The sequence below is a fragment of the Gemmatimonadaceae bacterium genome (genome assembly GCA_030647905.1).
Lineage (GTDB): Bacteria > Gemmatimonadota > Gemmatimonadetes > Gemmatimonadales > Gemmatimonadaceae > UBA4720.
Genome location: JAUSJA010000026.1, coordinates 185,565 through 208,611, shown reverse-complemented (window position 1 = coordinate 208,611; position 23,047 = coordinate 185,565). Strand labels below are relative to the sequence as shown.

Genomic DNA, 23,047 nt, shown 5'->3' with positions numbered 1-23,047 from the left:
CGGAGCCCTTATCCGATACCATCGAGAGGAAAGACGATGTCCCTGATTTGGGCCAAGGAGCGAGAGAAGCCGAAGATGAATGACATTGAGGCTAATCAGGGATGAAGCACCAGTACTTCGGAGACGTGAACGATTACCGGAAGTACGGCCTGCTTCGCATTCTTCAGCAAGCGAGCGGTCTGCGATTGGGCGTGTGTTGGATGCTCACGCCGGACGACACTCGCACTGACGGAAAGTTCGTTGCGTACCTGGGCGACTCAAAACGCTAGCGATCGCACGATCCCGAACTCTTCGATAGCCTTGCTACCGCAGTGTCGGATGGAAGAAGGTTAGGCCATGTGGTCGACAAAGGTCTTCTGTCTGGCGCGGTGTTTTTCGATGAGATCGTCCCAGACGATCGGAATGGCCGGGCGCGCGTGATGTCGGCAAGCAATGAGCTTCTAAAAGAATCCGAGTTGGTGTTCTTTGACCCAGACAACGGAATCGAAATCGAGACCTGCAGACCTGGGCACAAGCAGTCGAGCAAATATCTACTCTGGGACGAAGTTGCTGAGCAGTACAAATCAGGGAAATCCATTCTGGTTTATCAGCATTTTCGGCGAGAACAGAGGCAAGCGTTCATCGCCCGAATGTCAGAGGCATTTCAGAGGCGAACGGATTGCGAAGCCGTTGTCTGCTTCCAGACGGCTAACGTCGCTTTCTTCTTACTGATTCAACAGGTCCATCTCGAGCGGCTGTTGCGGGCGAGCAGCCAGGTTGCTCGGGCCTGGTTGGGACAGATTGAAGTGATCATTCACCCGCAGCTTGTATATGGACTAGAACAGCACGCGCAACGCCTTCCTACCATCGCGCGAGCAGAGGTCTGATTGCCTGGCAACTGGTCGCGCCTCGAGGTAGAAGCGGTTGTCGCGGACTATATCGCCATGCTCAAAGAGGAGCTGCAACATCGCGAGTACAACAAAACTCAGCATCGGCGACTTGTGGCGTCGATGCTGCCAGATCGGTCTGACGGCTCAATTGAGCGCAAGCATCAGAATATCAGCGCGATCCTAATCGGGTTGGGGCACCCGTGGATTACGGGATACAAGCCTCTCGGAAATTTTCAAGGGCTGTTAGCCGAGGTTGTGTCGGACCGACTCTCGTTTGATGGGGAACTAGCGGCACTGGCAGAACAAGCGGTGCGCGCTCCGGGAACGACCCCCCAAATTGACCGAATTCTCAGCAGACTCGAGGATCCACCGGAGCCAGCTCAGTTGAAATATCCCGCACTCAAAGAGCGATTCATAATTCCCGGACAGACGCGCACTAGGATCAACTATCTTGAGGTAGAGGCGAACAATGGCTCTCTCGGACGCGCGGGAGAGGAGTTCATCGTGCGCTTTGAGCGTGAAAGGCTCCAGCAGTTAGGTAAGGAATCACTCGCTGACAGAATCGAACACATAGCAGTGACGGAAGGTGATGGGGCGGGCTTCGACATTCGCTCGTTTGAGCCGGACGGAACTGACAGGTTTATAGAGGTCAAGACGACAGCCTATGGGAAACAGACTCCGTTCTTGGTTTCCCGAAACGAAGTTGCCGTCTCTAATTATCGGGGGCTTCGATACCACCTATGCAGGCTTTTCAAGTTTCGAGACGACCCTCGGTTTTACTCACTCGATGGATCAATCCAGGACCGATGCTTGCTCGAACCTACGCAGTTTGTTGCACGTCCACGCCTCGCGACGTAGAAGATCGCCACCGCAATAGACACGAAAAAATGTCGGATCACTAGTGTATATGACTCACAGTCCGTCGGCCTTCGACGGCTCCTAGAGCTTTGGTGGAGAAGTCATACTCTATGGCGAACGAGGGCGTTCTGGCTCATAGGCTTAGCACTTCCCGAGGAGCCCTCGCAAAATCTTCGAATGACTTACCGGTATCAACCACGTTCTGCCCCAAGAAACGGGTGAATCTCTCGCGTTCTGAAACCGCAACGCCGGTGTTTTTGGATGGATAGTGATTTACGAGCAAGATCTGCAACGGGTGGCTCTGCGCGTCTCGATTTAGCTGAGCTCGCTTTACTAGGTACCTTACGTGCATGTCAGCATCCGGAAAGGAGTAACCGCAGAACACTATCTGGTCAGCCTGCCGAATAGCTTGGTACGCCTTTGTCCAAACTACCCCGAGATATACGTTTGACATGTTCTTGTAGTAAGAGGGTGGCACAATGATGGGAGTCCGCAGGGTCTCGCATTCATAGCAGCGTGCGCCATCCGGCTCGTCGACCAGTCGGATAGCTCCATTCGACGCGAAGGTAATATCCAGCAGGTCACAGGCTGGGCAGTACAGCCAATTCAGCGAGCCATGTATCTTGAAGCACGGAAACGAGCGCATATCTCTATGCGGGTCTTGGTCGCCACCGGCAAGCTCGTTGATGCCGTAGTCGATTAGCGTGCCGGTACCGCGGTCGGCTTCCACCGCTTCGGCATCTATCGCCTCATCAATTAGAGTGTCATAGTTAGCCGTAACAAAAGTAATGTCATCCAATAGGCCGTTAGTGCGAAGGGCTTTCACAAGTTGAGCGTGCACCGTTCCACCTATGGATGGCTCGTGGCCGATTGTTGCAGCGAGAGAGAGTATTAGCTCCCGGCGGGCAGATCGCAGGGCAGAAATGCCAGTTGCGCCATCCCCAATGCTCAGGATTGTTTCTTCTCTAGCGATTGCGAGGTCCAGAATTCCGAGGGCCTCTTCAAATGTGGGAAGCGTGTGGCCCCGCGCAGTGCGCGCGTCTATCTCAAAGGCCCGACTAAAGAAATCAGCGACAGTCGTGACCAGCTGAGCGCGGCGGGCATTTGCTGGGACTCGGGAGAAGAACTGCTCAAAGAGTTCTGTCTGCAGAGGAATGCCATCAGCTCTCCCGGCCCCCGCACCGGTAAATACAACAATCTTCATGGCTTCGCTCGGTCGCCGGCTATCTAAGGATGTCCGGTTAAAGCAGTGTAGAAGGATCGACACCGAACGAGGCGGTTCGGCCGCACGTTGGTTTTCTCACTGGACGCTCGAACAAATCCCGCGTATCGACCACGCGTTTCTTTGCGCCGCAATGCGACATCCAACTTTGTGAGACGTCGTTCAATAGCAGCGACGTCATATAGCGGGAACATAGGCCCAAGATCAGGTGTGAGCGCAGCGAGGGCTCTTTGGGAATGCATGACGCCAAGGATAATGGCGAACATATGATAATGTTTTCGGAGCACCATCTCGCGCAAGAAAGTCCACTGAGAGATCACCGCCTTGGCTGCGTCGAACCGACGACGGAAATCTGCGGCACTCGAAAACTGGCGATCGTGTTTTCGATACGTTTCACGGAGAGTTTTTGCAGTTGGCGTCGATATCCGATAAATCATTGCGTCGACTACCTCTGCCAGAAGTTGCTGATCAGCTTTGCGAGTCCTTTGGCGTTTGGTAAAAACTCGCAAAGTTCTGAAGACGTCTTCCCATGTTTCGGCTTGCTCTTCAGCAAACCGACTGAGCTCTCCGTAAAATTGCGCGTGCCGCTGCTCTGCGGCGTTTAGCGGAGCGGTGTAGTAGTTCAGACGTCGAAACACTTCGCGAATATCACCCGGCGTCGCGTTTGAGTACACGTCGAGCGGGACAACATACGCGTTAAACTGGCCTTTTCGTCTTGGAGGGAGATCGTTGTATTTCTTACCGCGTAGGTTGTCAGTATCCACATCTGCAGTCAACGAAAATGCGCCATTGCGGAAATCTCTCAAAATCGTGCAGCGCTGTTGGCCGTCGATTATGTCACTTGTATGAGGAGGTTCTGCGTCTGCTATTTGATGCAGCAACACCCTTGGTATCGGCATACCGAGTAGGACTGTTTCAACGAGGAAAGACTTCGCCCGCGCTGGCCAGATATCCCCACTGCGCTGATACCTGGGATTGACCTTAATGGTCCCAGCTTCAAGCATCGTGATCAGATTACTCAAAGATTCGGTTTTGGTAACGGGGATGATAGACATATATACCGGATCTAAGTCTGCCTAAAAGCGCCGTTCATATTCATCAGAGATTCGCACGAGGGCGCTTCCGTAATCGAGCAGTGTTCCATGTTCGTCCACCCATTGGAAGGCGAAGGGTTCTCGATTCGTAGCCTTAAACCGGAGAATCAACAGCTCATCGAAATGGGGTCGAACAAATTGACCAAGTCGCCGCACAATATCGGGCGCCTCGCGACTTGGGGGACTCTTAGCGATATGCTGCCGAGCGCCCTCGTAGCCCGTATACACATCCGCGAAGTTTACTCCAACGATTCCTACTCTTATTGCTCGATCGCTCTGGCGTTGAAATGTTTCGGCTTGATGGCGGAGGTCGGACATAACTCTGTCAATTTGCGCTGTCATCTTCGTCGCCATGATCTTTACTTCCGCACCGATCTCGAGGTTCGCAACAGGGCCACGGCGTACTAGAAAGCCAGTCTCAGAACGCGTAACGCCGCTGGGGGGCACGACCCCCAAAGTGCCGTCGCCCCGTCTACCTTCACGACCTCGAACTCGATTGAGGTTATTGACAGCGACAACCGCTGATTCGACTCGCTGCACGAGTTTAGGACTGCGACCTAGTTCCAGGAGATCTTCATACAAGTGGGACGCGATAACGTCGCCCGTATAGGCCCGTCGGTGAATGTAGGGCTGGCCTAGGAATGCGGCCGCGAAGGCGTCAAGGAGGCTATTGGTCAACCGATTCTTCGGGATAGGTTAGTCGGAGCTGACCACCAATAAAGTGATCCGTGGTCAAGATCGCCAGCAGGAACACAAAAAAGGCGGCCCGTCGAGGGTCCGCCTTTGAACTTGAAGAGTCCGTCGTGTTCTAGCGAATAAAGTCTACTTCCGTGCCGGTCTCTATCTGGCGAAAGCGGTCCCTGACCATGTCGAAATAATGTTCTTCGATCTCGTAGCCAATACTTGAGCGGTTTGCCGACATTGCCGCTTCAGTCGTCGTACCAGTGCCCAGGAATGGATCAAGGACCGTGTCACCGACGAAGGAGAACATCTTGATAAGGCGATATGCCAATTCGGTAGGATAGGGCGCAGGGTGCCCAAGAAAACGACTTGCGCCGGGAATGTCAGACCAAAATGATCTGAACCATTTTGAATGACTTGTCTTGTCGATCATACTTAAGGTGCGCTGTTCCGAAGTCGGCCTTCTATAGGCGCCTGGCTTTCTCAACAGCAGAATGTATTCGATATCGTTCTTGACTATTGCGTTAGGCTCGTAGGGCTTGCCCAAGAAAGGGGAACCATTCCCCTCTACCTCCGTTGCGGCGTTTGCGATTTTGTACCAAAGAATCGGCGTCAAGTAATCGAATCCGATTCGGCGACACCTAATAGCAATGTCCGCATGCAGTGGCATGACCAAATGACGTCCAGCCTGTCGGCGAGCGAGACACACGTCTCCGACCACGACGCATAGTCTGCCGCCAGGCACAAGGAGGTCGTAACACCGCCTCCAAACTTTAACTAGCTCATCGTGGAAGGTCTCATAGTCTTCCACGTGACCCAGTTGAAGTTCACCTGCTCCGCCGTCATACTCCTTAAGGGTCCAGTAGGGCGGTGAACATACCGCGAGATGGATTGACTCTGGGGCGGACAATTCCTTCATTTCTCGAGCATCGCCCAAATAGATTCGATGCTTCGTTTGGAGAATCTGAGGATTCTTCGCAAGAGCTTCTTTTTGGGCCTGGAATTTATCGGCGACAGTCGCCTCGAATCTTACTTTCACGGCGGGATTCGTCATTGAATGAATGATACGTTGGCGGAGCGTCAGCCGCGAGCTACAAATTTCGCGGCATCCTTTAGAGTGCCATAATCGTTCTGTTTCGTGAAATACTGTTTCGCCGCGGCCGATATAGTGTTGTCGCGTTGCTCGGTTGCAGCCCACTGGACGCTCATTATCGCCGGCAATGACCTGGCGGGCAAATCATGGGAATCTGTGAAGTAAAGTTGCGGGTTTACGGGTGCCGGGTTCGACTTGTCTCCGGCTCACACACAAAGGAGTCCGCACCCAAAACCTTGCATGGTGCCGGTTTCTTGAACCAAAGAACTGGCCGAATTGATTGCGATCGACCATTGAATCGTGAGCGGGCGGACTCTTCTTACTAAGGGCTTTGCGCAATCCTAATAGACCTTCTTGAATGGGGGCCTATGCCTTTCAAAACGCATTTTTGGCAGGTGAACGGCGTAAAACTCGCCTCTCTACTCTGTTCGTAGTTAAATCGAGAGCGGCGTCTGGATTGAGTCCGAAAGCACGAGCTGCGTCGCAGCTCGGTGGCGCGGTGGAAGGCGCGGCCGATCGCCGAAAGTTCACGGTTCGCAGAATTGACGCCTTTGCGCGATGGCTGCTCTCCTTCGGCGGCGAGGCGGTGCCCGTCGCGCCGTCCGCATTGGTAAACGAGTTCGAGCGCCAGGCCCGCGAGACGCGCGACATCTACGCTAGCGGCAAATGACTGGATCAGCCGCCGAGCAGCTCAGCCGCATCCTCCGGATCATCCCGGAAATTGCCGACGGTGAGGAGCACGAGATTACCGGCGTCGCCCGAAAGCTCGGCATCGAGCGGGACACTCTCCTCTCCGACCTGAGGGCGATTGGCGAGCGGTACGGCCTGCCGGGCGGATTCGTCGAGGGCATGGAGATCTTCATCGGCTCCACGAAAATCTCGGCGAGGTCGGATCAGTTTCTTCGCCCGATGGGTCTCACGGTGCCGGAGCTCAGGGCGCTCGAGCTGGGCCTCACGGTCCTCGAACAGGAACGCCCACCCGACGACCGGCCGGTGATAGACTCCGCCCGGCAACGTCTCCGCAAGCTGATCGCCCATCTTCCCCAGGCCGACGACGTTCAGGAGATGCGCGTGGCCGAGCTGGCGCCGACTGATGCGTTGCCTTTCCTGGATGAGGTGCGGCGCGCTCTCAGGAATCATCGCAAGATACGGATTGCCTATCGAAGCTCGGCGGCCACCGAGGCGAAGGGTCGCGTCATTCGCCCGTATGGAATGGTGGCGGCGAGCGGGATGTGGTATGTCGTCGCGTACTGCGAGGCGAGCGAGGGCCTGCGGGTATTTCGCGCTGACCGCATCGAGGACGCGACGCTGCTTACCGATCGGTATGAGATCCCGGCCAACTTCTCGATTCGCGAAGCGCTGCGCGAAGGGCGCGGGCTTCAGGCGGACACGCCGTCGGGCGGGATGACGGTGCGCTACTCGCGCCGAGTCGCGCGGTGGATTGCCGAGCGCGAGGGGAGGGAGCTGGCTCCCGACGGGTCGCTCACCATCGAGCATCCGCTCGCCGACGCCGAGTGGGGGGTGAGGCACGTTCTGCAATACGGGCCGGAGGCCGAGGTGCTCGAGCCGCAGTCGCTGCGGGAGGAGATCGTGAGGCGGCTGGGCAGCCTTGGAGGGCGATAAAGCCTGGGTTTCAGCGGTTGCGATGCATATTGGTATCGTATATGATACCATATAATGTATTCGGTCGTCCTCGACACGAGCGTTCTGATTGCAGGGCTACGATCTGCAACCGGTGCATCGTTTGCCGTTCTTGAGGGGATAGGGAGGAACTTCGAGCTCAATATTTCGGTACCGCTTGTTCTTGAATACGAAGCCGTCACAAAGAGACAGGCCCGCGAGATCGGGCTGACATTCAAGGATATTGACGATTTCCTCGACTACGTCTGTAGCGTTGCACACCACCGTCTGATCTACTATTTGTGGCGGCCGGTGTTGCGGGATCCCAACGACGATCTGGTTCTTGAGCTCGCAGTTGAGTCGAATGCCGATTATCTGGTGACACACAATATCCGGGACTTTGCCGGTTCCGAGCAGTTCGGAGTCTGCATTGTCTCTCCCCGGGAATTCCTGGGGATTCTGCGCAGTAAAGGGAAGGAGACAACACGATGAGTACAATCAGTCTGAGGCTGCCGGAGTCGCTCCACAAACAGGCGCGGGAGCTTGCAAAGCAGGAAGACATTTCGATCAATCAGCTGATCTCGACAGCACTCGCAGAGAAGATGTCAGCGCTGATGACGAGCGATTACCTGAACGACCGCGCCTCTCGCGGAGACCGACAGAAATTCCAGCGCGTTCTGACGAAGGTGCGATCGCAGGGCCGGCCTCCGATCGAGGGGGACGAACTGTAGCCCTTAAGCCGGAGAAGGCCGGCCATATTTTCCATTCGGCAGGCGCTCGGACGGGCCGGAGGCCTTCGAAATCCTTGGTCGTGTCTCGGATAGGCTGGGGTTTCGGTTTCCGCCACGCTGCCGAAAGACATGGAGACCGACTGCACGTCACCTCAGGAGACCGCATCCTCGCGATCGAGACAGATCGCGGCATTCTTCTGACTCCCTACGATCCGGTTGCTGAAGAAGCTCTGGCAATTGCCGCGCAGCGCTTTCGCCACCAGTCGCGGATTCGTGGTAGCCACTCGAAGGAGAGCGAGGGCGGGCCCTTCGGGCCTGCGACGCCCCTGCTCCCAGTTGCGAAGCGTCCCAACGCTCACCCCTATCATCAATGCGAACTCCACTTGAGACTGGCCCAGGCTGGAGCGGAGGGCTTTGACGTCCGCAGGCTTGAATTTCGTCACCCGAGCTGGCTTGAGTGTTCCGCGACGGATGCTTCCCGCTTGGCGCACACTCTCGAGCAGCTCGCCGAAGGCGTCAGCTTTCACTTCAATTCCCCACGGACAAAGCGTGACAGTGCTCGAATCTGCGTGGCATTGAGATCTCCCTGCTGATTCTTCCTGTAAACGTAAAGCATATAAAAGGTCTCATCATTGGCCGACCAGTAGTAAATCACGCGAAGACCGCCTCGCTTCCCTCCACCTCGGGTAGCCCATCGCATCTTCCGGACACCGGCACCGCCCGGAATTATGGGTCCCTGCTCAGGTCGCAGGACGAGGGCGAGCTGCAATGCCCTGTACGCGTCATCTTCCAGGTGACGCCGCAGCGCGTTAGTGAACACAGGCGTTTCGATGAATCGCACCGTGTATCACTACGCCACTGACGTATAATAACTAACACCCAAAGCTCGCCGGAACAATCATTCAGTTGCCTGCTTCGCGGGGACGAAGATTTCTTCGCCTCGTTACCTCGGCGACAGCCGCGCCCTCCGTCCACCACGCGTCCGTTGACCGCCATATCCGCAACGTACCGCGGGAATTTGCCCGTTAGTGCGGGCAATTGATCCAGCCGCATTGGCGCCAGCCCCAGTTTTGCGACTCGCGACTGACTCGAGTCCAGACGTTTAGCCAGATCTACCTGGGTAATGCCGCGCCGCCTGCGTGATTTGCGCACTGCGTCGCTGAGCAAAAGTTTCATTTCAACCAAGGCGGCCAGTTCGCGTCCTCATCGCGAATTCTCAGTTCGTGGCAGCCACGTCCGACCGACGGAATCGGGCGCGAATACGGAAGTGAGAGGTTCTTGCCTCGCTGAAGCTTTCGAAGCAGGACGCCCGCTTCGATCCTGATCAGGCCGGAAGTTCTCCTGCTTCGAGTTGCGCAAGAAGATCCAGCAGGCCCGCAGCTTCCCAGGATTGATTTCTCCTTCCTTCCGAAAGCGGGATGAGAACTCCGGCTGTTTGTAAGTCTTGAAGCGCCTTGTAGACTGAAGGTCTCGAACCTTCGGTCGCGGCCATTGCTACCGGACCGGTGATCATTGGGTGTGCGGGAAGGATGTCGATCAGGGTCCATGCGACTGAATCCGATCTCGGAGCTACCGATGCTGACAGCTTGTGGCGCCACTGTGTCGTCAGTTCCTGAACGGCGGTCAGATAAGTTCTCGCGAGATTAGCTGCGCTGGCCGTCGCATCGGCGAACTGCTCGATCCATGGAGCCGCTCCACCTTCTTCCCGAAATTGAGTCAGGCCGCGAATGTAGCGGGCTTTCGACTTCGCCAGTATGACGCTTATTGGTGGTACGTAAGCTGAAGCGATCTCTCGCCGTCGCAGGACTATCTGGATCAGCGCCCGGCCCGTGCGACCATTGCCGTCATCGAATGGATGTATTGTCTCGAACTGCGCATGCACCAGCGCGGCTTGAACGAGCGGAGGAAGCACATCGTCGTTTACCGCGTCGCACAGGTCAGCAAGTAGAGGCGCAACATGCTCGGGCGGAGGCGGGACGTAGTCGGCTCCGCAGGGATTGTGATCGTTTCCACCTATCCAGTTTTGTTGCGTGCGAATCTGCCCGGCGACGTGTGCGTTCGGAGCATTCTCCATTAGCCGGCGGTGTACTGCCTCGATCTCCTTCACGGAAAACCGCTTGACGGTCGCAGCCTCCTCGATTGCCAACTGCATGGCGTCTATGTTGGAAAGGATTTCGAGAGCTGTCGGGCCAGGCTTGCCACCGGATTCCTTCCGGGCTTCTGCTCGAGCCAGCTCGCGGACACCCAGCTGCAGTCCTTCGACTTTGGAGGACGCGATGGACTCCGTCCGAAGGAGCAATCGAGCCAGAGGCCTTAGTCCGGGTCGGGCTACATCATTCAGGGTGCGAATGGCGTTCTCGGCCTCGGAAACCATTCCCATGGTTTTGGCCTCGAGTTGGATGTCGCTCGAAGCAAGAAAATCCGGGATGAATACGTCATACTTACACGCTTTACGGTACTTTGCTGGCGCATTAGTGGCGCTATTGTATTGCCATGTCACGCTTACTCGTTGTCCGGGCACTGACTCTCCGGGGTTCCATTATCCCTAACTAACATCGCGCCACAGTTAGGTTTATTCGCTAAACCTAATTACAGAATAGCCATAATTAGGTTTATTGTCTATCCCTGTGCTCGAAAGTGAAGGGCATGTGGACCACGAATTTCACGTGGTTGGTGTGCTCACCGGCGGTAAACGTCTCGCCGGTTCCCGATCCTGACTATCGTGACAATGAGCTGGCGGTCCTGGATCTCGTACAAAATCCGGAAATCACCCTGCCTCAAACGGTACTTCTCATCGCCGCTGAGCTTTTCGACTCCTGGCGGACGAGGATCGTCCTGCAACCCACGAATCTTCGCAACGATGCGGCCGCGGTCTTTGGTGGGCACTGCCTCGAGCTCTTTCGATGCACTTCGCGTAATGAGGAGCTTATAGCTTGCCACGAACCTTCATGTCTCTTACCACGTCCTCAAAGGAAAGCCGCGGCTCGCTGGCACGCTCACGGAATGCGCTCAGATCATCCGCATCCTCGGACAGTGACCGACGGACCGCGGAGTTCACAAGATCGGAAATACTTGCGTCAGTCTCAGCAGCCTTGAGCCGAAGAGCCTTGTGTAACGGCTCCTCGAAGTAGACGGTAGCACGTTTGGTGTTGGACATGACTGGAATATGACGTTATGACGTTGTGACGTCAAGTGAGTTACGGCTTGAGCGGCCTGTAGTTCACGTCGAGAACATCGAGTCGCCGCAGATGAGTCGCGAGACGCGCTGAGAAGTCGCCGAAATCCCTGGCGGTCTTCGGCGTCCATACTGCCTCCGCGAGCGCGGGGGCTCGCCTTCCATTCCGTCTTGAGGGCCTCGTCGCCGCCGACGTGAATGAACCTGCCCGGAAAAAGCGTGAGAACTTGGCCGAGCACGTCCTGCATGAACGCGAGTGTGCTGTCCTCGGGGTTGAGGATGTGCTCGCTGGTTGCCCAGAAACGCCTCACCTCAAGCTGTGTTCCGGTGTTGCCTAATGCTCATGGGACGCCAACGTATGCCAGATCCTTAGGCATTTTGCGTTGGCTGGATGAGGTCTAATTTCTAAATAGGCATCTTTATATGATGCCTATTGACAAATTAGGCATCTTTGAGAGCTTTTCAATATGCCTAATCCTAAAGGCCCCGTTTGGAGCCCTGCTGTGAGCGATTACAGCCAAGTCTTTGCCGAGCAAAATCCCTGGCACTTGAATAATGTCGTCCCGCCGGCATGGGCGCTGCCGGTCGAACGCCCTCTCGCCCGGCATCTATGGCAGCGGCTTCTTGAGAACAGTCCACGCCGTTTCGAGCTGATCCTCGGTCCACGAAGAGTTGGCAAGACGACATCACTCTATCAGACAGCAAGCCGCTTGATAAAAGCGGGTGTCTCGGCAAATCGCATATGGTGGTTGAGGCTCGATCATCCGCTGCTGATGAATCTCGACCTTGGCGAGTTGGTCAGATTGATTCTGCGCAACAGCAAGGCCTCGATGGAGCAGCCTGTCTTCCTTTTTCTGGACGAGTTGACCTATGCGAAGGACTGGGATCTCTGGCTCAAGACATTTTACGATGAGACGTGGCCCTTGACGGTTGCGGGGTCATCCAGCTCCACCGCAGCTCTCAGGCAGATACGAACTGAAAGTGGAGTTGGCCGATGGGAGGAGCAGTATCTCGCTCCGTACCTGTTCGGCGAATACCTCGAGCTGTTCGATCGACCCGGCAACATACAAGCAGGCTCCAGCCTCAGCGAGACAATCGACACCATCGCCGAGCAACGGCCGATCATCGCGGATCTCGCTGAGTTGCGGCGACGATTTCTGCTGACAGGAGGATTCCCTGAGCTCTTGATTGCGGCGAAGATATCGAACGAGGACGAGGCGTCACTGCTCCTCGATTCACAACGTACGCTGCGGTCGGATGCTGTCGAGAGGGCGATCTACAAGGACATTCCGCAGGCATTCGGGATCGAGAATCCAATGCTGATGGAAAGGCTTCTCTACACGCTCGCCGGGCAGATGGGCGGAATCCTGTCTGCGGCCGGAATCTGCCGGTCGCTGGCGAACATGTCCGTGCCGACATTCGATCGATATCTCGCCTATCTTGAGCGCGCATTCCTTGTGTTCACTTTGCCGAACTACTCCGGGGCTGAAGCGGCACGTCAGCGCCGAGGCAAGAAGCTTTATTTCGTGGACGGGGCAGTGCGAAACGCGGCATTGCAGCGCGGGATAGCGCCATTGAGCAACGCGGTCGAAATGGGAGCGTTGATGGAGAACCTCGCGGCAAGTCATCTGCACGCTCTCGGGCAGCATTCCCAAGTCCGGCTTTACCATTGGCGGCATCAGAACGATGAAGTGGACCTCATCTACGATCATCCGGAATTCCCGCTTGCTTTCGAGATCGGATCGTCCGCGGGACACAGTCGAAGCGGGCTGACTCGATTCATCGAACAACATCCCCGATTCCGGGGAAGGTGTTACCTGGTTGCTCCGGAGATTGTAACCCGGAAAGCCGTGGATGCAGCCGACGGGATTGGAACTATTTCTCTCGATATGTTCCTTCTGGCTGTGAGTGCTCAGGCAGCGTCAGAGCTGAGGCACCGACTAGGCGCGTAGGACGCGGCGGAGCCGATATCCGCAGGTCACGTTGCAGTAATCCGTTCCCGCAGCCACGTCGTGACCACGGGCTGGTTCAGCTCGTTTCGCGCGATTGCCAGAACAAAGGCCAGAAACTCAGCCTTGGGAACGTTCAGCTCGTGCCCATTCAATCGAAAGAAAGTGAGGGTCGCAGCAAGCGCGATCCGCTTATTGCCATCGACGAATCCCTGCTTCTGAGCGAAGCCGCATAGATATGCCGCAGCGAGTGCAGCGAGATCGGAGTCTGGCTTGTAGCTGTTGAGTTGCTGTGGCTTGTGCAAGGCAGAGCCCACGATATTCTCGTCGATGATTCCGTGCGATCCGCCAAAAAGCTCCACCTGACGCACGTGCATCAGATGGAGCTCTTCAGCAGTTATCCATCGAGGATCCTTCACTCAGCCAGAGCCCGAAATACCTCACGATATTGAGCGACGACCTCCTCGTGCACCTTCAACGCCTCGAGAGTCTCGGGATCGAGAGTCGTCACGAAGAAGCGGCCGGCGGCATCTTCGATCCAGTAGAGAGGATCACCCGGCGCGGCACCCAGCCGGCGAGCCACCTCATTGGGTATGGAGGTAACGATGGACCCGCCCTGCATCCGGGTCCTGCTGGTCATTATCACGGTGCCTCCTGAGGCAGAAGTTAGTTACACAAAAGTAACACTTATCGGATTGAACGGCAAAGTCGCGCACTTAGCTCAACCGGAGAGAACGGTCGACTTTCCCGATATCGGCAGGATGCGTTGGCGAGCTTCATCTGCCGAACGCCGCACAGTCACGCGCGTGTGGGCGCGAGCTCCATCTCGTCGAGGAACTGGTGGCCGCCGGTCGGCTTGCCGTTTCTCTCGTCCACGCGGGTGAGCACAAGCCGGTCCTTGGTGCGCGTCATCCCGACATAGAGCAGCCGCCGCGCTTCCTCGACATCGCGCTTGCTCGGCTCTTTTCCACCAGGAAGCTGGCTGTCTTCGGCGCCTACTATATATACGCGGGAGAACTCGAGCCCCTTGGTCGAATGCAGCGTCAGCAGATTGACGCGCGACGACTCGGGCTCGGCGCCATCCATCTTTGACAGGACGACGCGGTCGAGAAAAGCGCCGATCGCTTCCCGTAGCGGCTTACCGTCGCACATGTCGAGCAGAGGACGCAGGCGCAGCATTGCGCCGGGATAGCGCTGCTCGGCGGTCTTCTCGGTGCGCAGCCGCAACATCCGGTCAGCGCCGCCGAGCAGCTCGATCAGGTCTTCGGTGGTGGGAATGGACTCGTCACCGCTCTGCTCGCGCTCGGCGCGATACACGTCGAGACAATTACTGTAGCGGCCGAGCGCGAATATGCGGGCGAACTCCCGGACACGCTTTGCTTCGTCGCATAACTTCTCGTCGTCGCTCAATGCGAGAGCGACGCCGACATAGTCGAGCAGGTTGTCGAGCGCGGTCTTTCGCGCACGCGCCACCTTGGTGTCGCCGAGCGCGAGGAAAACGAGCGCGAGCGTCCTGGTGTCGTCGAGCGCGCGGTGCGACTGGCCCGAGTCAATGCCATAAACGCGGGCGAGATCCTCGAGCTTTCTGCTCGATGAGTGGAGCTCCCGTGCGAGCACGAGGGTGTCGTAAGTGCAAAGCTCGGCGTCGTGCAGCGCGCCTGCCATCCGGCGCAGAATCGGGAAGTCGAACTGATACCCGTTGTGCGCGACGACGACGTCCTGGCCACAGAACTCGCGGAACTCCGGCCACACATCCTCGAAATACGGCGCTTCGGCGACGTCGTGCCCGGAGATGCCATGAACGTTCTGCGCACCGGCGGCGATGGGCACGCGCGGCTTCACCAGCGAATGGAACTCTCCGGTGATCCGCCCATCACGTACGCGTACGGCGGCGATCTCGACGACCTCGGCGCTGTCCACGTCCTTGTCGGTGGTCTCGGTGTCCACTGCGGTGAAATCGCGAAAATGATTGGAGAACGTCGCGCTTCGCACGAGCTGCGCGGCCTTGAAGAGGCCGAGTCCGATGCCGAGCGAAGGACAATCGGAATGACTGATGGAAACCGCATTCTCCGGCGGAAGCCCGCCAAGCTGGACGCGGTTCAATCCTAGCCCGCCGAGTATGCCCTTGAGAGCGATCTCGATGCCGCCCAGGCGCGGGATCCAGATGGTGTGACCAAGCTCGAGCGCCTCCGACAACCGCGCGGCGAGCCGCTGTACGTCGTCGTTCTCGGCGGGGTCGGAAAGATCGTCGTGATTCTCCTCGAGCACGGTGCGATACTCGCCAACGCGTTGAGAAAGCAGCTCGTCCACGAGGGCGCTGATGTGGTCGTGACGCAATCCAAGCGCGGCGAGGTTCTTCAGTGCGTAGAAGCCGCGCCAGATCTTGCGACGGTCACCGTGCTCCTTCGCCATGCCCCGCGCCATTTCCTCGAGGTAAGGAAGAAGCATCTGCTTGCTCTCTTCGGCCTTCGCGCGGGCGTCGTCGAAGAGCGGCCTGGGAAGAACTACCTGGAGAAAATTCTCCTGATGAATCGGATCGTTCGGATCAGCGATCACACGAAGCGCGCCAATCACGTATGCGACGACGGGATCGTCGGCGAGCGCGCGACCCTGCGCCATCCGGCAGGGTACACCGGCGGTGAGAAAGCCTGCTTCGGTCGCGTACCCGATCTCGTGCGTGCGATAGAGCAGAGCGAAGTCACCCCATTCGAGACCGTGCTCGTCGCGATCGCGCCTGATGTCGTCAATGATCCAGGCGATCTCTTCATCACCCGTGGTGAAGCTGAGCGCGGTCACCGGATGCGCCGAGTCGTGGTCGGCTTCGGCGTGGCGGCGATCGGTGAAGATCGGAGTGTTGGCGGTGAGAAGTCGCCGCGCGAGGGAGACCACCTCTCTCGGACACCGACGATTCTCGCCGAGCTGCGCCTTGGTGGACACGCCGAAGTCGTTCACGAAGCTGACGAACACTCGCGGATCGGCGCCGGCCCACGAGTAGATGGATTGCTCGTCGTCGCCAACGGCGAAGACATTCCTGTGTCCTGTGCCGAGCGCGCGGATGATCGAGTACTGGACGGTGTTGAGGTCCTGGAACTCGTCCACGAGGATGCAATCCCAGCGGCTGCGGACCGTTTCGGCGATGGCGTCGTTGTGCAGCAGCTCGGCGGTCTTGAGCACGAGCATGTCGAAGTCAACGAGGTTGCGGCGCTCCAGGAAGTCCCGGTAGGCGTCGTACACCGCGCGATCGTTGGCGCGAAGCGAGTCGGAGCGGAAGCGATGGGCGGCGAAGCGGGTGAGAGTGGTCCGATGCCACTTCCGGTATCCTTCGACACGGCGGAGGACGAGCAACTGGTACGCTTCGTCGGCGATTCCGAACCCGGGCTGGAGCCCTGCGTCGGTGACGAACTCGCGAAGGAGCTCGGCGCAAAGGGCGTGAATCGTTCCGCGCTTTATGCGCTGCGCGTGGTCGCCGAGGAATCGCTCGAGGCGCGATGAGATCTCGCCAGCCGCTTTGTTGGTGAATGTGAAGGCGCAGATTCGAGCCGGATCGAATCCGCGCTCCTCGACGAGGAACCGGATCCGCTCGATCAGGCAGAAAGTCTTACCCGCCCCAGGTCCCGCGAGAACAAGCAGCGGTCCGGGCTCGGCTTCGATGGCCGAGCGCTGTGAGTCGGACGCCGTGTGAGGTGCGGGGACCGCGGCCGGACTAAGCGGAGGTGGAGGGACGGCTGCCAATGACTGCGGTTACTTCGTCTTCTGGTACGTGCCGATCAGCTCCGCCTGAGCGAGAATGTGTCGCTGCATTGCGCTCTCGAGGTCGGCCTTGGTCGGTGCAGACAAGTCGGTCAGGGTGGTATCAAGTGCGTAGAGCTTGAAGAAATAGCGGTGCCTGCCGATGGGAGGGCATGGACCGCCGTACTGTGGCTTCTTCCAGTCGTTGTTTCCCTGCGCGGCTCCGACGGGCAAAGCCGATTTCGATGCGTTTTCGGTCAGGCCGGTGGCGTCGGGCAGGAGGTTGTATACGACCCAATGCACGTAGACACGCTGCGGCTTGGCGGGATCCGGTGCATCGGGATCGTCCATTATCAGCGCGAAGCTCTTCGTTCCGGCCGGAGCGCCGCTCCACTCGAGTGGTGGCGAGATGTCGTCGCCTTCGCAGGTGTAGCGCGTGGGAATCGCGTCGTTCGGGGCGAACGCGGACGAGGTGAGTGTGAGCGATGATTTAGCCGTGCTCATTGATGTATCTCCGCTGACTGAAGGTGCGACCGATGCGGTGTCACTGGCGGTTCGCGAGCCGTCGCTACATGCAACAGATAAGAGCGCGAGTAACGGAACCGCAGCGAGTCGTGTCATGCTGGGCATTTGTCCTCGAGGAAAGCCGGAGTGATCCGACGTATCGCGTTCCGATCTGCAATCCGTGGGCCGGAAACCTGATGTCCAGAGGGAATCGGGATGGATCCCGGGTGACGCTCGTCCTCCGCTGTGGCTATCTTACAAATGAACGATTCAGGGAAGGAACTATGAAGAAAAAGGGACCTCGCTCCATTCCCGACTTCTCGACGAAACGCGCTCCCGTTCCGAACGTCCAGGACGCGTCACACAAGCATGAGCCGGCGCCGGTTGTGCCAAATCGGGGCACCAAGCCGCATGCGACATCGAAGAAGTCCGGGCTTCGCGGACAATAGGGCTCGAGACTGCGCGCGGGTAGTTCCAAGTTCCGTAGTGCCGCCGTTCAAGAATCATCCGCCGTAGCTCGCGTCTATCCCCGCGAGCTGCGCGCGCATCGACGCCCAGGCGTTCCTTACAACCGACGATATTCGTGCCTGCTGTATCGCGGCATCCACCCGCCGCGCTGCAGCGATCAGTGACCGTCCGGCGATCCCGGATGCGGCGGAGCTGGGCGCACTTCGTACGATCTGCTCGTAGAGCGATGCATTGTCGGCGAATGCCGAGAGGGCGAACCAGAGCTCTACATCGGCCTCGGTGTATGCCCGCCGCGAATCGAGACGGCCGACTCCGGTTATCGAAAGCTCCTGGCGTTCCCTGCCGACGAGGGATTGGGCATTACGTCTTAGCAACGACGCTTCCTCGATGGATAACGAGGTACTGCCCGATGTGCCTGTCGCGACTGAGAGGCCCAGCGCTTGCGCCGTACGCCAGTCGAGATTGCCGGTCGGCGTGAGTCCCTTGTCGCTCTGATACTCGAACAGAGCGCGCTGTGTCGCATACGTGAGCTGTCCATCAATCGCGCCGCGGAAGTAGTTCAGCTGCGCGAGTGCGCGCTGCGCTGCGCGGATCATGTCTGCCGACGTGTAGATCGTCGCCGCATCGGGTGCGAGAACGGTTCCGCGCGAGCGCAGCGACAGGCTCTGCTCGAACTGAACAGCGAGCTGCGTGCCTGCTGGTAGGCTCACGTTGCGACCCTCGGAAAGCAGCGTGCCAAGTGCGCCGAGCAGGCCGGACGTGGAACTGTTCTGCGATCCGGCGCCGGCGATTGCAGCACCGATTCCACCGCGGCCGCCGACGAGAACCACTCTCTGGTTCGAGCTGGACTCGATCTGTCGACGCTCGACCGGATCGGTGCTGGTGAGTTTTCCCTGAATGGCGTACGATGTGCCGTCCGGGAGAGTCAGCCGGTCGAAGTCAACTTCGATTACGCCGGACTGCTGGCGATTCGCCGGCTGCACGAAGGTGATCGCTCCGCGAATCCGGCTATTGGCGGGGATTACCGTGTAGTTCTCGACGACGACAATATCGGCAACCACTGTCTCGAACGTCTGTCCGACTCGCGCTGAAGACGACTCGATCGGAGTCTGCGTAGTGACGAGAATGACTGTGCCTCGTGGAAGCACGACGCGGGTCTGCGCGGAAACCGTAGATACCGCGAAGAGTGACAACATGGCGCATAACGCTGCGCGGGGTATCAGGTTCGGTTTGCATGATTGCATTTGATGCCTCCTGCCGGGTGTGGGGGGTCCATCTCCTCACTTCCCTTTCAAAAGGCATACCTGAAACCCAGGTTGACGCTTTCCGGGACGCAAAATAGCGTCGAAGGGTGGACTTACAAATTGCTGGCTTTCCCGCCCCAGCACCTGTATCGTGGATTTCCCCGCAGGAACATGTTCACAGCAGGGCTCGGTAATGATCAACTCCGCGACGTCGGTCGCACTCGCACGTACGGCCACGACGAACATCCACCGTCTGGCGCTCGTCACCCTGTTCGCCGCGGCGGTGCTGCTGATGCGCGCGCTTGGCGCGCCGGTTCCCAACGAAGTGTTCGCGGCCTTCGTTGCGTACATCACGGTTGTCGCCCTGCATCAAAAGGTTCTCGGGCGAACGCTGACTGTCCGCTGGCTGGACCGACTTCATCTCGTCGGATTCCTCTTTGACATAACATTTCTCACGGTTATCTACATCGCCTTCGGAGGGATGTGGTGGATGGGGTCGGTGATTCACAGTGTAGTAGCCACGGCCGCCTTCGTCGCGCTTCCGCGCCGGCGCGCCTGGATAGTCGCGGTGTACGCGGCAATTGCCTTCATTGGCGGAATTCTCGCGCAGGCCATGGGGGTCGGCCCCTCCTGGTCCATCCTCGGCGCACAGTCGATCGATGGCAATTACATGCTTGCTTTCTCGGCAGCCCTCCTTGGAACGACGGCTCTGTTATCAGGGGTCTATATCGAGTTCAGGTTCATCGACATCATCAAACGCGCGGAAAGGCATTACCAGCTGATCGTCAAGACTGCACCGGAATGGATCATAACCACCGATGTCGGTGGGAAGATCACCTCCGCCAACGAGGCGACGCACATCCTCACTGGCCGTGCGGAAGGCGAAGTCGTGGGTCTGGGATTCGTGGACCTCCTCGACGATGAGGATCGCGCCGCGTCGACTGCGGAAATTCAGGCGACTCTGGCGGATGGAATGAGGCGCGATTTCGACGTGCGATATCGCTCGAGCGACGGCGAAATCCACTGGCTCAGGTGCGGGTGTAACCGGTTCAGCGGCGAGGCGGCGGTCAACGAGGTGCTCATCATCGCCCGGGACATCACCCAGCGGGTGCGCGACCGCGAGGAGATCCAGACGCGGGAAGCGCTCCTCGCCGCAACGGAAAAGCTCGCCCATCTGGGTAGCTGGGAACGGGATATCAAGACTGACGTGGTGCATTGGTCGGACGAGCTTTACCGCATGTTCGGAGTGGAACCCGGTCGGCCGCTGAATATCGGGGACTTCCTGAGCAGGGTGCACCCCGATGACGTCGACAATGTCCGTAGCACCATTCAGCGAAGCGTGCAGACCGGAGAGTCGTACGCTCATGATTACCGCATCAGCGACGGCAGCGGCGGAACGCGGGTTCTTCACGGTATCGGGCGGGTGATTCTCGATAATGCCGGGTGCGCGACGCGAATGATGGGCAGCGTGCAGGACATCACCGAATGGAACACCCTCACCGGGCAGCTCCGCCAGGCGCAGAAGATGGAAGCGCTGGGAAGACTCGCCGGCGGGATCGCCCATGACTTCAACAACATCCTGACTGTCATCACGACGTACAGCGAGTTTCTACTCAAGAGTTTCACCGACGGCGCCTCCGACCGCGCCTCCGACCGTGCCGACGTCGAGGAGATCAAAAGAGCCGCCGAGAAGGCGGCATCCCTCACCAGGCAGCTGCTCGTATTCAGCAGGCGGCAGGAAGCGGAGCTCCAGACAGTCGATCTCAACGCGAGCGTCGAAAGTCTCAAGCTGATGGTCAATCGTCTGGTCGGCGACAACATCGAGATCCGTACCCGGCTCGAGAAGGATATCTGGTACGTGCGCGCGGACCCCGGACAGATCGAGCAGGTGCTGATGAACCTCGTCGTCAACGCGTGCGACGCGATGCCCGGCGGAGGAATGTTGCGGATCGAGACGGCGAACGCCGTTCTCGGTCCTGACGTCGCGACTTCCTGGGGTCAGCCGGAAGGCAGGTACGCGATGCTGTCGGTGAGCGACACGGGACATGGAATGACCCGTGAAACACAGGCGCGGATCTTCGAGCCGTTCTTCACGACGAAAGAGCAGGGGAAGGGTACCGGCCTCGGCCTCTCGATCGTGTACGGAATAGTTCGGGAAAGCGGCGGACACATCGAGGCGGAAAGCGAGCTCGGCCGTGGGACGACATTCAAGGTCTATCTGCCGGAGGTAGAGAGCGAACTGGAACAGGACCCGGCGGCGGTACCCCTTCCGGGCGCCCGTGGAGGCAGCGAGACGATCCTGCTTGTCGAGGACCAGGATGCAGTACGGACCGTGGTGAGCCGGATGCTCAGCGGAGTCGGCTACCATGTCATCGAGGCTTTCAATGGCGTCGAAGCAATCTCCATTTTCGACGCAACGCCGGAGCGGATGGATATCATCCTGACCGACATGTCAATGCCGGGAATGAGCGGGAAGGAGTTGGCGACTCAGGTGAGGCGCCGCAACGCCGCGATCCCCATCCTCTTCATGTCGGGCTATTCGGAAGACGAAGTCGATGTCACCGGGGAAGGATCAGCGGGCGCAATTATCAGGAAGCCGTTCACGAATGACGCGCTGCTGCTGAGGATTCGCGGACTTCTCGACGCGGGGCAAAGCGCGGGAACACCGTCGATTTTCACGCCGGCGTGACGGCGTGTTTCGACAACAACAGGGCGGCGCACCGGCAGAAGGGATAACCGGGTACGGCGAAGGTGACGGGAGAATGATACAGCTCGCGGAGGCTTGGCTCATCAGGTAATCGCGTCTTTCCGATTTAGCGGGCCCGCCTCCCTGCGGGGTGGCGGCTGTGTCCCCCGGAATGTGGCGAGAACCGGCTCGAGAATTCTGTCGATCTCGTCCAGCTCGTCCTGCGGGATGATCACCCCCGACGCGGCGACGTTGTCGTCCACCTGCTGAGGACGGCTCGCGCCGACGATCGCGCTCGACACATTCGGCTCCCTCAAGACCCACGCCAGCGCGAGCTGCGCCATGGTGATGCCCAGCCGCGAGGCGATGGGACGCAGCTCCTGCACGACAGTGAGAGTCGTGTCGCTCTTGAGATCGTCGCCCCAGAACGTGTTCATCTCGGGGCTCGCCGCGCGCGAATCGGGCGGGGGCGGCTGGCCGGGGAGATACTTTCCGGTCAGCACTCCCTGCGCCAGCGGGGACCACACGATCTGGCCGATGCCGTTCGCCGCGCAGAGAGGAATCACTTCTTCCTCCGGCTGGCGCCACAGCATCGAGTACTGCGGCTGGCTGCTCACGAATTTCTCCACCCCAGGCATCGCCAGCGCGGCCGCGATCTGCTCGGCGTTCCATTCGCTGAATCCGATATAACGCGCCTTCCCCTGGCGGACGATGTCCGTCAGAGCGTGCATGGTCTCGTCGAGCGGAGTGTGCACGTCATAGCGATGACACTGATACAGATCCACGTAATCGGTGTTCAGCCGCTGGAGCGAAGCGCCTATCTGCTTGCAGATCTGCGCGGCGGAAAGGCCCCGGTCGGTCTCTGTCATCGGGAAGTACAGCTTGGTTGCAAGCACGTAGCTCGATCGATCGCGACCCTTCAGCGCCCTCCCGAGGAACGACTCGGCGGCGCCCTTCCCATAGATGTTGGCGGTGTCTATGAGATTGATGCCGAGGTCGAATGCGCGGTCGACACATGCGCGCGCGTTGGAGTCGTCCACACCCACGCCGTAGGTGAGCCACGATCCGAGCGAGATCTCGGATACCTGTAGATCGCTGCTTCCGAGCTGTCTGTATCGCATGAC

At 58.5% G+C, this 23,047-nt stretch carries 25 protein-coding genes; 10 read left to right on the top strand and 15 right to left on the bottom strand.

Annotated elements, in window-relative coordinates; all coding sequences use genetic code 11:
- The first annotated feature begins 101 nt into the window (after positions 1–101).
- From Q7S20_07100 to Q7S20_07090, 3 genes are all read left to right on the top strand, one after another.
- Entirely contained in the window at positions 102–269 is a 168-nt protein-coding gene (locus Q7S20_07100) for a hypothetical protein (GenBank protein MDO8501594.1), read from the top strand.
- Between the two features lie 69 nt (positions 270–338).
- Positions 339–866 (top strand): hypothetical protein, encoded by a 528-nt coding sequence (locus Q7S20_07095; GenBank protein MDO8501593.1) that lies wholly within the window; start codon positions 339–341, stop codon positions 864–866.
- Positions 867–1,727 (top strand): DUF3883 domain-containing protein, encoded by an 861-nt coding sequence (locus Q7S20_07090; GenBank protein ID MDO8501592.1) that lies wholly within the window; start codon positions 867–869, stop codon positions 1,725–1,727.
- A 133-nt stretch (positions 1,728–1,860) separates the two neighbouring features.
- Here the strand turns inward: Q7S20_07090 and Q7S20_07085 are convergent, their stop codons facing one another.
- The 3 genes from Q7S20_07085 to Q7S20_07075 all read right to left on the bottom strand — a co-directional run bounded on the left by Q7S20_07085 (position 1,861) and on the right by Q7S20_07075 (position 5,778).
- Complete coding sequence (locus tag Q7S20_07085; protein MDO8501591.1) at positions 1,861–2,931, bottom strand: SIR2 family protein; 1,071 nt, start codon at positions 2,929–2,931, stop codon at positions 1,861–1,863.
- Positions 2,932–2,954: 23 nt separating this feature from the next.
- On the bottom strand, positions 2,955–4,004 hold the full coding sequence (locus Q7S20_07080) for a DUF262 domain-containing protein (GenBank protein MDO8501590.1): 1,050 nt from the start codon (positions 4,002–4,004) through the stop codon (positions 2,955–2,957).
- Positions 4,005–4,851: 847 nt separating this feature from the next.
- On the bottom strand, positions 4,852–5,778 hold the full coding sequence (locus Q7S20_07075; protein ID MDO8501589.1) for a site-specific DNA-methyltransferase: 927 nt from the start codon (positions 5,776–5,778) through the stop codon (positions 4,852–4,854).
- A 496-nt stretch (positions 5,779–6,274) separates the two neighbouring features.
- On the opposite strand from Q7S20_07075, the gene Q7S20_07070 reads away from it, so the two are divergent.
- Genes Q7S20_07070 through Q7S20_07055 form a run of 4 tightly spaced genes read left to right on the top strand, consistent with a single transcriptional unit; the run spans position 6,275 to position 8,168 of the window.
- The gene (locus Q7S20_07070; protein MDO8501588.1) at positions 6,275–6,487 is read left to right on the top strand and encodes a hypothetical protein; all 213 of its coding nucleotides are present in this window, start codon (positions 6,275–6,277) and stop codon (positions 6,485–6,487) included.
- Positions 6,484–7,440 (top strand): WYL domain-containing protein, encoded by a 957-nt coding sequence (locus tag Q7S20_07065; GenBank protein MDO8501587.1) that lies wholly within the window; start codon positions 6,484–6,486, stop codon positions 7,438–7,440. The genes Q7S20_07070 and Q7S20_07065 overlap by 4 nt, the downstream gene beginning before the upstream one ends.
- 54 nt (positions 7,441–7,494) lie before the next feature.
- Positions 7,495–7,929 carry a putative toxin-antitoxin system toxin component, PIN family gene (locus Q7S20_07060; protein ID MDO8501586.1) on the top strand — a complete coding sequence of 145 codons (435 nt, stop codon included), beginning with the start codon at positions 7,495–7,497 and terminating at the stop codon, positions 7,927–7,929.
- Positions 7,926–8,168 carry a DUF6290 family protein gene (locus tag Q7S20_07055; protein MDO8501585.1) on the top strand — a complete coding sequence of 81 codons (243 nt, stop codon included), beginning with the start codon at positions 7,926–7,928 and terminating at the stop codon, positions 8,166–8,168. The genes Q7S20_07060 and Q7S20_07055 overlap by 4 nt, the downstream gene beginning before the upstream one ends.
- A gap of 152 nt (positions 8,169–8,320) precedes the next feature.
- Here the strand turns inward: Q7S20_07055 and nadS are convergent, their stop codons facing one another.
- From nadS to Q7S20_07025, 6 genes are all read right to left on the bottom strand, one after another.
- Entirely contained in the window at positions 8,321–8,695 is a 375-nt protein-coding gene (gene nadS, locus Q7S20_07050) for a NadS family protein (GenBank protein ID MDO8501584.1), read from the bottom strand.
- Complete coding sequence (locus Q7S20_07045) at positions 8,692–8,988, bottom strand: type II toxin-antitoxin system RelE/ParE family toxin (protein ID MDO8501583.1); 297 nt, start codon at positions 8,986–8,988, stop codon at positions 8,692–8,694. Before Q7S20_07045 ends, nadS begins: the two co-directional genes overlap by 4 nt.
- 504 nt (positions 8,989–9,492) lie before the next feature.
- Positions 9,493–10,668 carry a Fic family protein gene (locus Q7S20_07040; GenBank protein MDO8501582.1) on the bottom strand — a complete coding sequence of 392 codons (1,176 nt, stop codon included), beginning with the start codon at positions 10,666–10,668 and terminating at the stop codon, positions 9,493–9,495.
- Between the two features lie 179 nt (positions 10,669–10,847).
- A complete protein-coding gene (locus tag Q7S20_07035) occupies positions 10,848–11,108 on the bottom strand; it encodes a type II toxin-antitoxin system RelE/ParE family toxin (GenBank protein ID MDO8501581.1) in 261 nt (86 codons plus the stop codon).
- On the bottom strand, positions 11,095–11,325 hold the full coding sequence (locus Q7S20_07030) for a hypothetical protein (protein ID MDO8501580.1): 231 nt from the start codon (positions 11,323–11,325) through the stop codon (positions 11,095–11,097). Before Q7S20_07030 ends, Q7S20_07035 begins: the two co-directional genes overlap by 14 nt.
- Positions 11,223–11,654 (bottom strand): family 20 glycosylhydrolase, encoded by a 432-nt coding sequence (locus Q7S20_07025; GenBank protein MDO8501579.1) that lies wholly within the window; start codon positions 11,652–11,654, stop codon positions 11,223–11,225. The genes Q7S20_07030 and Q7S20_07025 overlap by 103 nt, the downstream gene beginning before the upstream one ends.
- Positions 11,655–11,891: 237 nt before the next feature.
- Here Q7S20_07025 and Q7S20_07020 point away from each other — a divergent pair, with 237 nt between their 5' ends.
- Positions 11,892–13,295 (top strand): ATP-binding protein, encoded by a 1,404-nt coding sequence (locus Q7S20_07020; protein ID MDO8501578.1) that lies wholly within the window; start codon positions 11,892–11,894, stop codon positions 13,293–13,295.
- 26 nt (positions 13,296–13,321) lie between these two features.
- On the opposite strand, the gene Q7S20_07015 is transcribed toward Q7S20_07020, so the two are convergent.
- The 4 genes from Q7S20_07015 to Q7S20_07000 form a co-directional block, all read right to left on the bottom strand.
- On the bottom strand, positions 13,322–13,711 hold the full coding sequence (locus Q7S20_07015; GenBank protein ID MDO8501577.1) for a type II toxin-antitoxin system death-on-curing family toxin: 390 nt from the start codon (positions 13,709–13,711) through the stop codon (positions 13,322–13,324).
- Positions 13,708–13,932, bottom strand: a complete 225-nt coding sequence (locus Q7S20_07010; GenBank protein ID MDO8501576.1) for a hypothetical protein — start codon at positions 13,930–13,932, stop codon at positions 13,708–13,710. The genes Q7S20_07015 and Q7S20_07010 overlap by 4 nt, the downstream gene beginning before the upstream one ends.
- A gap of 158 nt (positions 13,933–14,090) precedes the next feature.
- Entirely contained in the window at positions 14,091–17,024 is a 2,934-nt protein-coding gene (locus tag Q7S20_07005) for a UvrD-helicase domain-containing protein (GenBank protein ID MDO8501575.1), read from the bottom strand.
- Positions 17,025–17,033: 9 nt separating this feature from the next.
- Positions 17,034–17,525 (bottom strand): YbhB/YbcL family Raf kinase inhibitor-like protein, encoded by a 492-nt coding sequence (locus tag Q7S20_07000; GenBank protein MDO8501574.1) that lies wholly within the window; start codon positions 17,523–17,525, stop codon positions 17,034–17,036.
- A 284-nt stretch (positions 17,526–17,809) separates the two neighbouring features.
- Between Q7S20_07000 and Q7S20_06995 the strand changes: the two genes are divergently transcribed.
- A complete protein-coding gene (locus Q7S20_06995) occupies positions 17,810–17,974 on the top strand; it encodes a hypothetical protein (GenBank protein ID MDO8501573.1) in 165 nt (54 codons plus the stop codon).
- A gap of 54 nt (positions 17,975–18,028) precedes the next feature.
- Here the strand turns inward: Q7S20_06995 and Q7S20_06990 are convergent, their stop codons facing one another.
- Positions 18,029–19,237, bottom strand: coding sequence for a peptidoglycan-binding domain-containing protein (locus Q7S20_06990; GenBank protein ID MDO8501572.1), 1,209 nt, complete (start codon positions 19,235–19,237; stop codon positions 18,029–18,031).
- A gap of 193 nt (positions 19,238–19,430) precedes the next feature.
- Between Q7S20_06990 and Q7S20_06985 the strand changes: the two genes are divergently transcribed.
- Positions 19,431–21,926 carry a PAS domain-containing protein gene (locus tag Q7S20_06985; GenBank protein ID MDO8501571.1) on the top strand — a complete coding sequence of 832 codons (2,496 nt, stop codon included), beginning with the start codon at positions 19,431–19,433 and terminating at the stop codon, positions 21,924–21,926.
- Positions 21,927–22,027: 101 nt separating this feature from the next.
- Here the strand turns inward: Q7S20_06985 and Q7S20_06980 are convergent, their stop codons facing one another.
- Complete coding sequence (locus Q7S20_06980) at positions 22,028–23,044, bottom strand: aldo/keto reductase family protein (GenBank protein ID MDO8501570.1); 1,017 nt, start codon at positions 23,042–23,044, stop codon at positions 22,028–22,030.
- Between the last annotated feature and the right edge of the window lie 3 nt (positions 23,045–23,047).

Excerpts from the sequence above, each read along its gene's own strand:
- Q7S20_07080 (MDO8501590.1), bottom strand. The coding sequence starts at position 4,004 with ATGTCTATCATCCCCGTTACCAAAACCGAATCTTTGAGTAATCTGATC.
- Q7S20_07065 (MDO8501587.1), top strand. The coding sequence starts at position 6,484 with ATGACTGGATCAGCCGCCGAGCAGCTCAGCCGCATCCTCCGGATCATC.
- Q7S20_06995 (MDO8501573.1), top strand. The coding sequence starts at position 17,810 with ATGAAGAAAAAGGGACCTCGCTCCATTCCCGACTTCTCGACGAAACGC.
- Q7S20_06990 (MDO8501572.1), bottom strand. The coding sequence starts at position 19,237 with ATGCAATCATGCAAACCGAACCTGATACCCCGCGCAGCGTTATGCGCC.
- Q7S20_07085 (MDO8501591.1), bottom strand. The coding sequence starts at position 2,931 with ATGAAGATTGTTGTATTTACCGGTGCGGGGGCCGGGAGAGCTGATGGC.
- Q7S20_06985 (MDO8501571.1), top strand. The coding sequence starts at position 19,431 with ATGATCAACTCCGCGACGTCGGTCGCACTCGCACGTACGGCCACGACG.
- Q7S20_06980 (MDO8501570.1), bottom strand. The coding sequence starts at position 23,044 with ATGCGATACAGACAGCTCGGAAGCAGCGATCTACAGGTATCCGAGATC.
- Q7S20_07060 (MDO8501586.1), top strand. The coding sequence starts at position 7,495 with ATGTATTCGGTCGTCCTCGACACGAGCGTTCTGATTGCAGGGCTACGA.
- Q7S20_07000 (MDO8501574.1), bottom strand. The coding sequence starts at position 17,525 with ATGAGCACGGCTAAATCATCGCTCACACTCACCTCGTCCGCGTTCGCC.
- Q7S20_07030 (MDO8501580.1), bottom strand. The coding sequence starts at position 11,325 with ATGTCCAACACCAAACGTGCTACCGTCTACTTCGAGGAGCCGTTACAC.
- Q7S20_07075 (MDO8501589.1), bottom strand. The coding sequence starts at position 5,778 with ATGACGAATCCCGCCGTGAAAGTAAGATTCGAGGCGACTGTCGCCGAT.
- Q7S20_07100 (MDO8501594.1), top strand. The coding sequence starts at position 102 with ATGAAGCACCAGTACTTCGGAGACGTGAACGATTACCGGAAGTACGGC.
- Q7S20_07010 (MDO8501576.1), bottom strand. The coding sequence starts at position 13,932 with ATGACCAGCAGGACCCGGATGCAGGGCGGGTCCATCGTTACCTCCATA.
- Q7S20_07055 (MDO8501585.1), top strand. The coding sequence starts at position 7,926 with ATGAGTACAATCAGTCTGAGGCTGCCGGAGTCGCTCCACAAACAGGCG.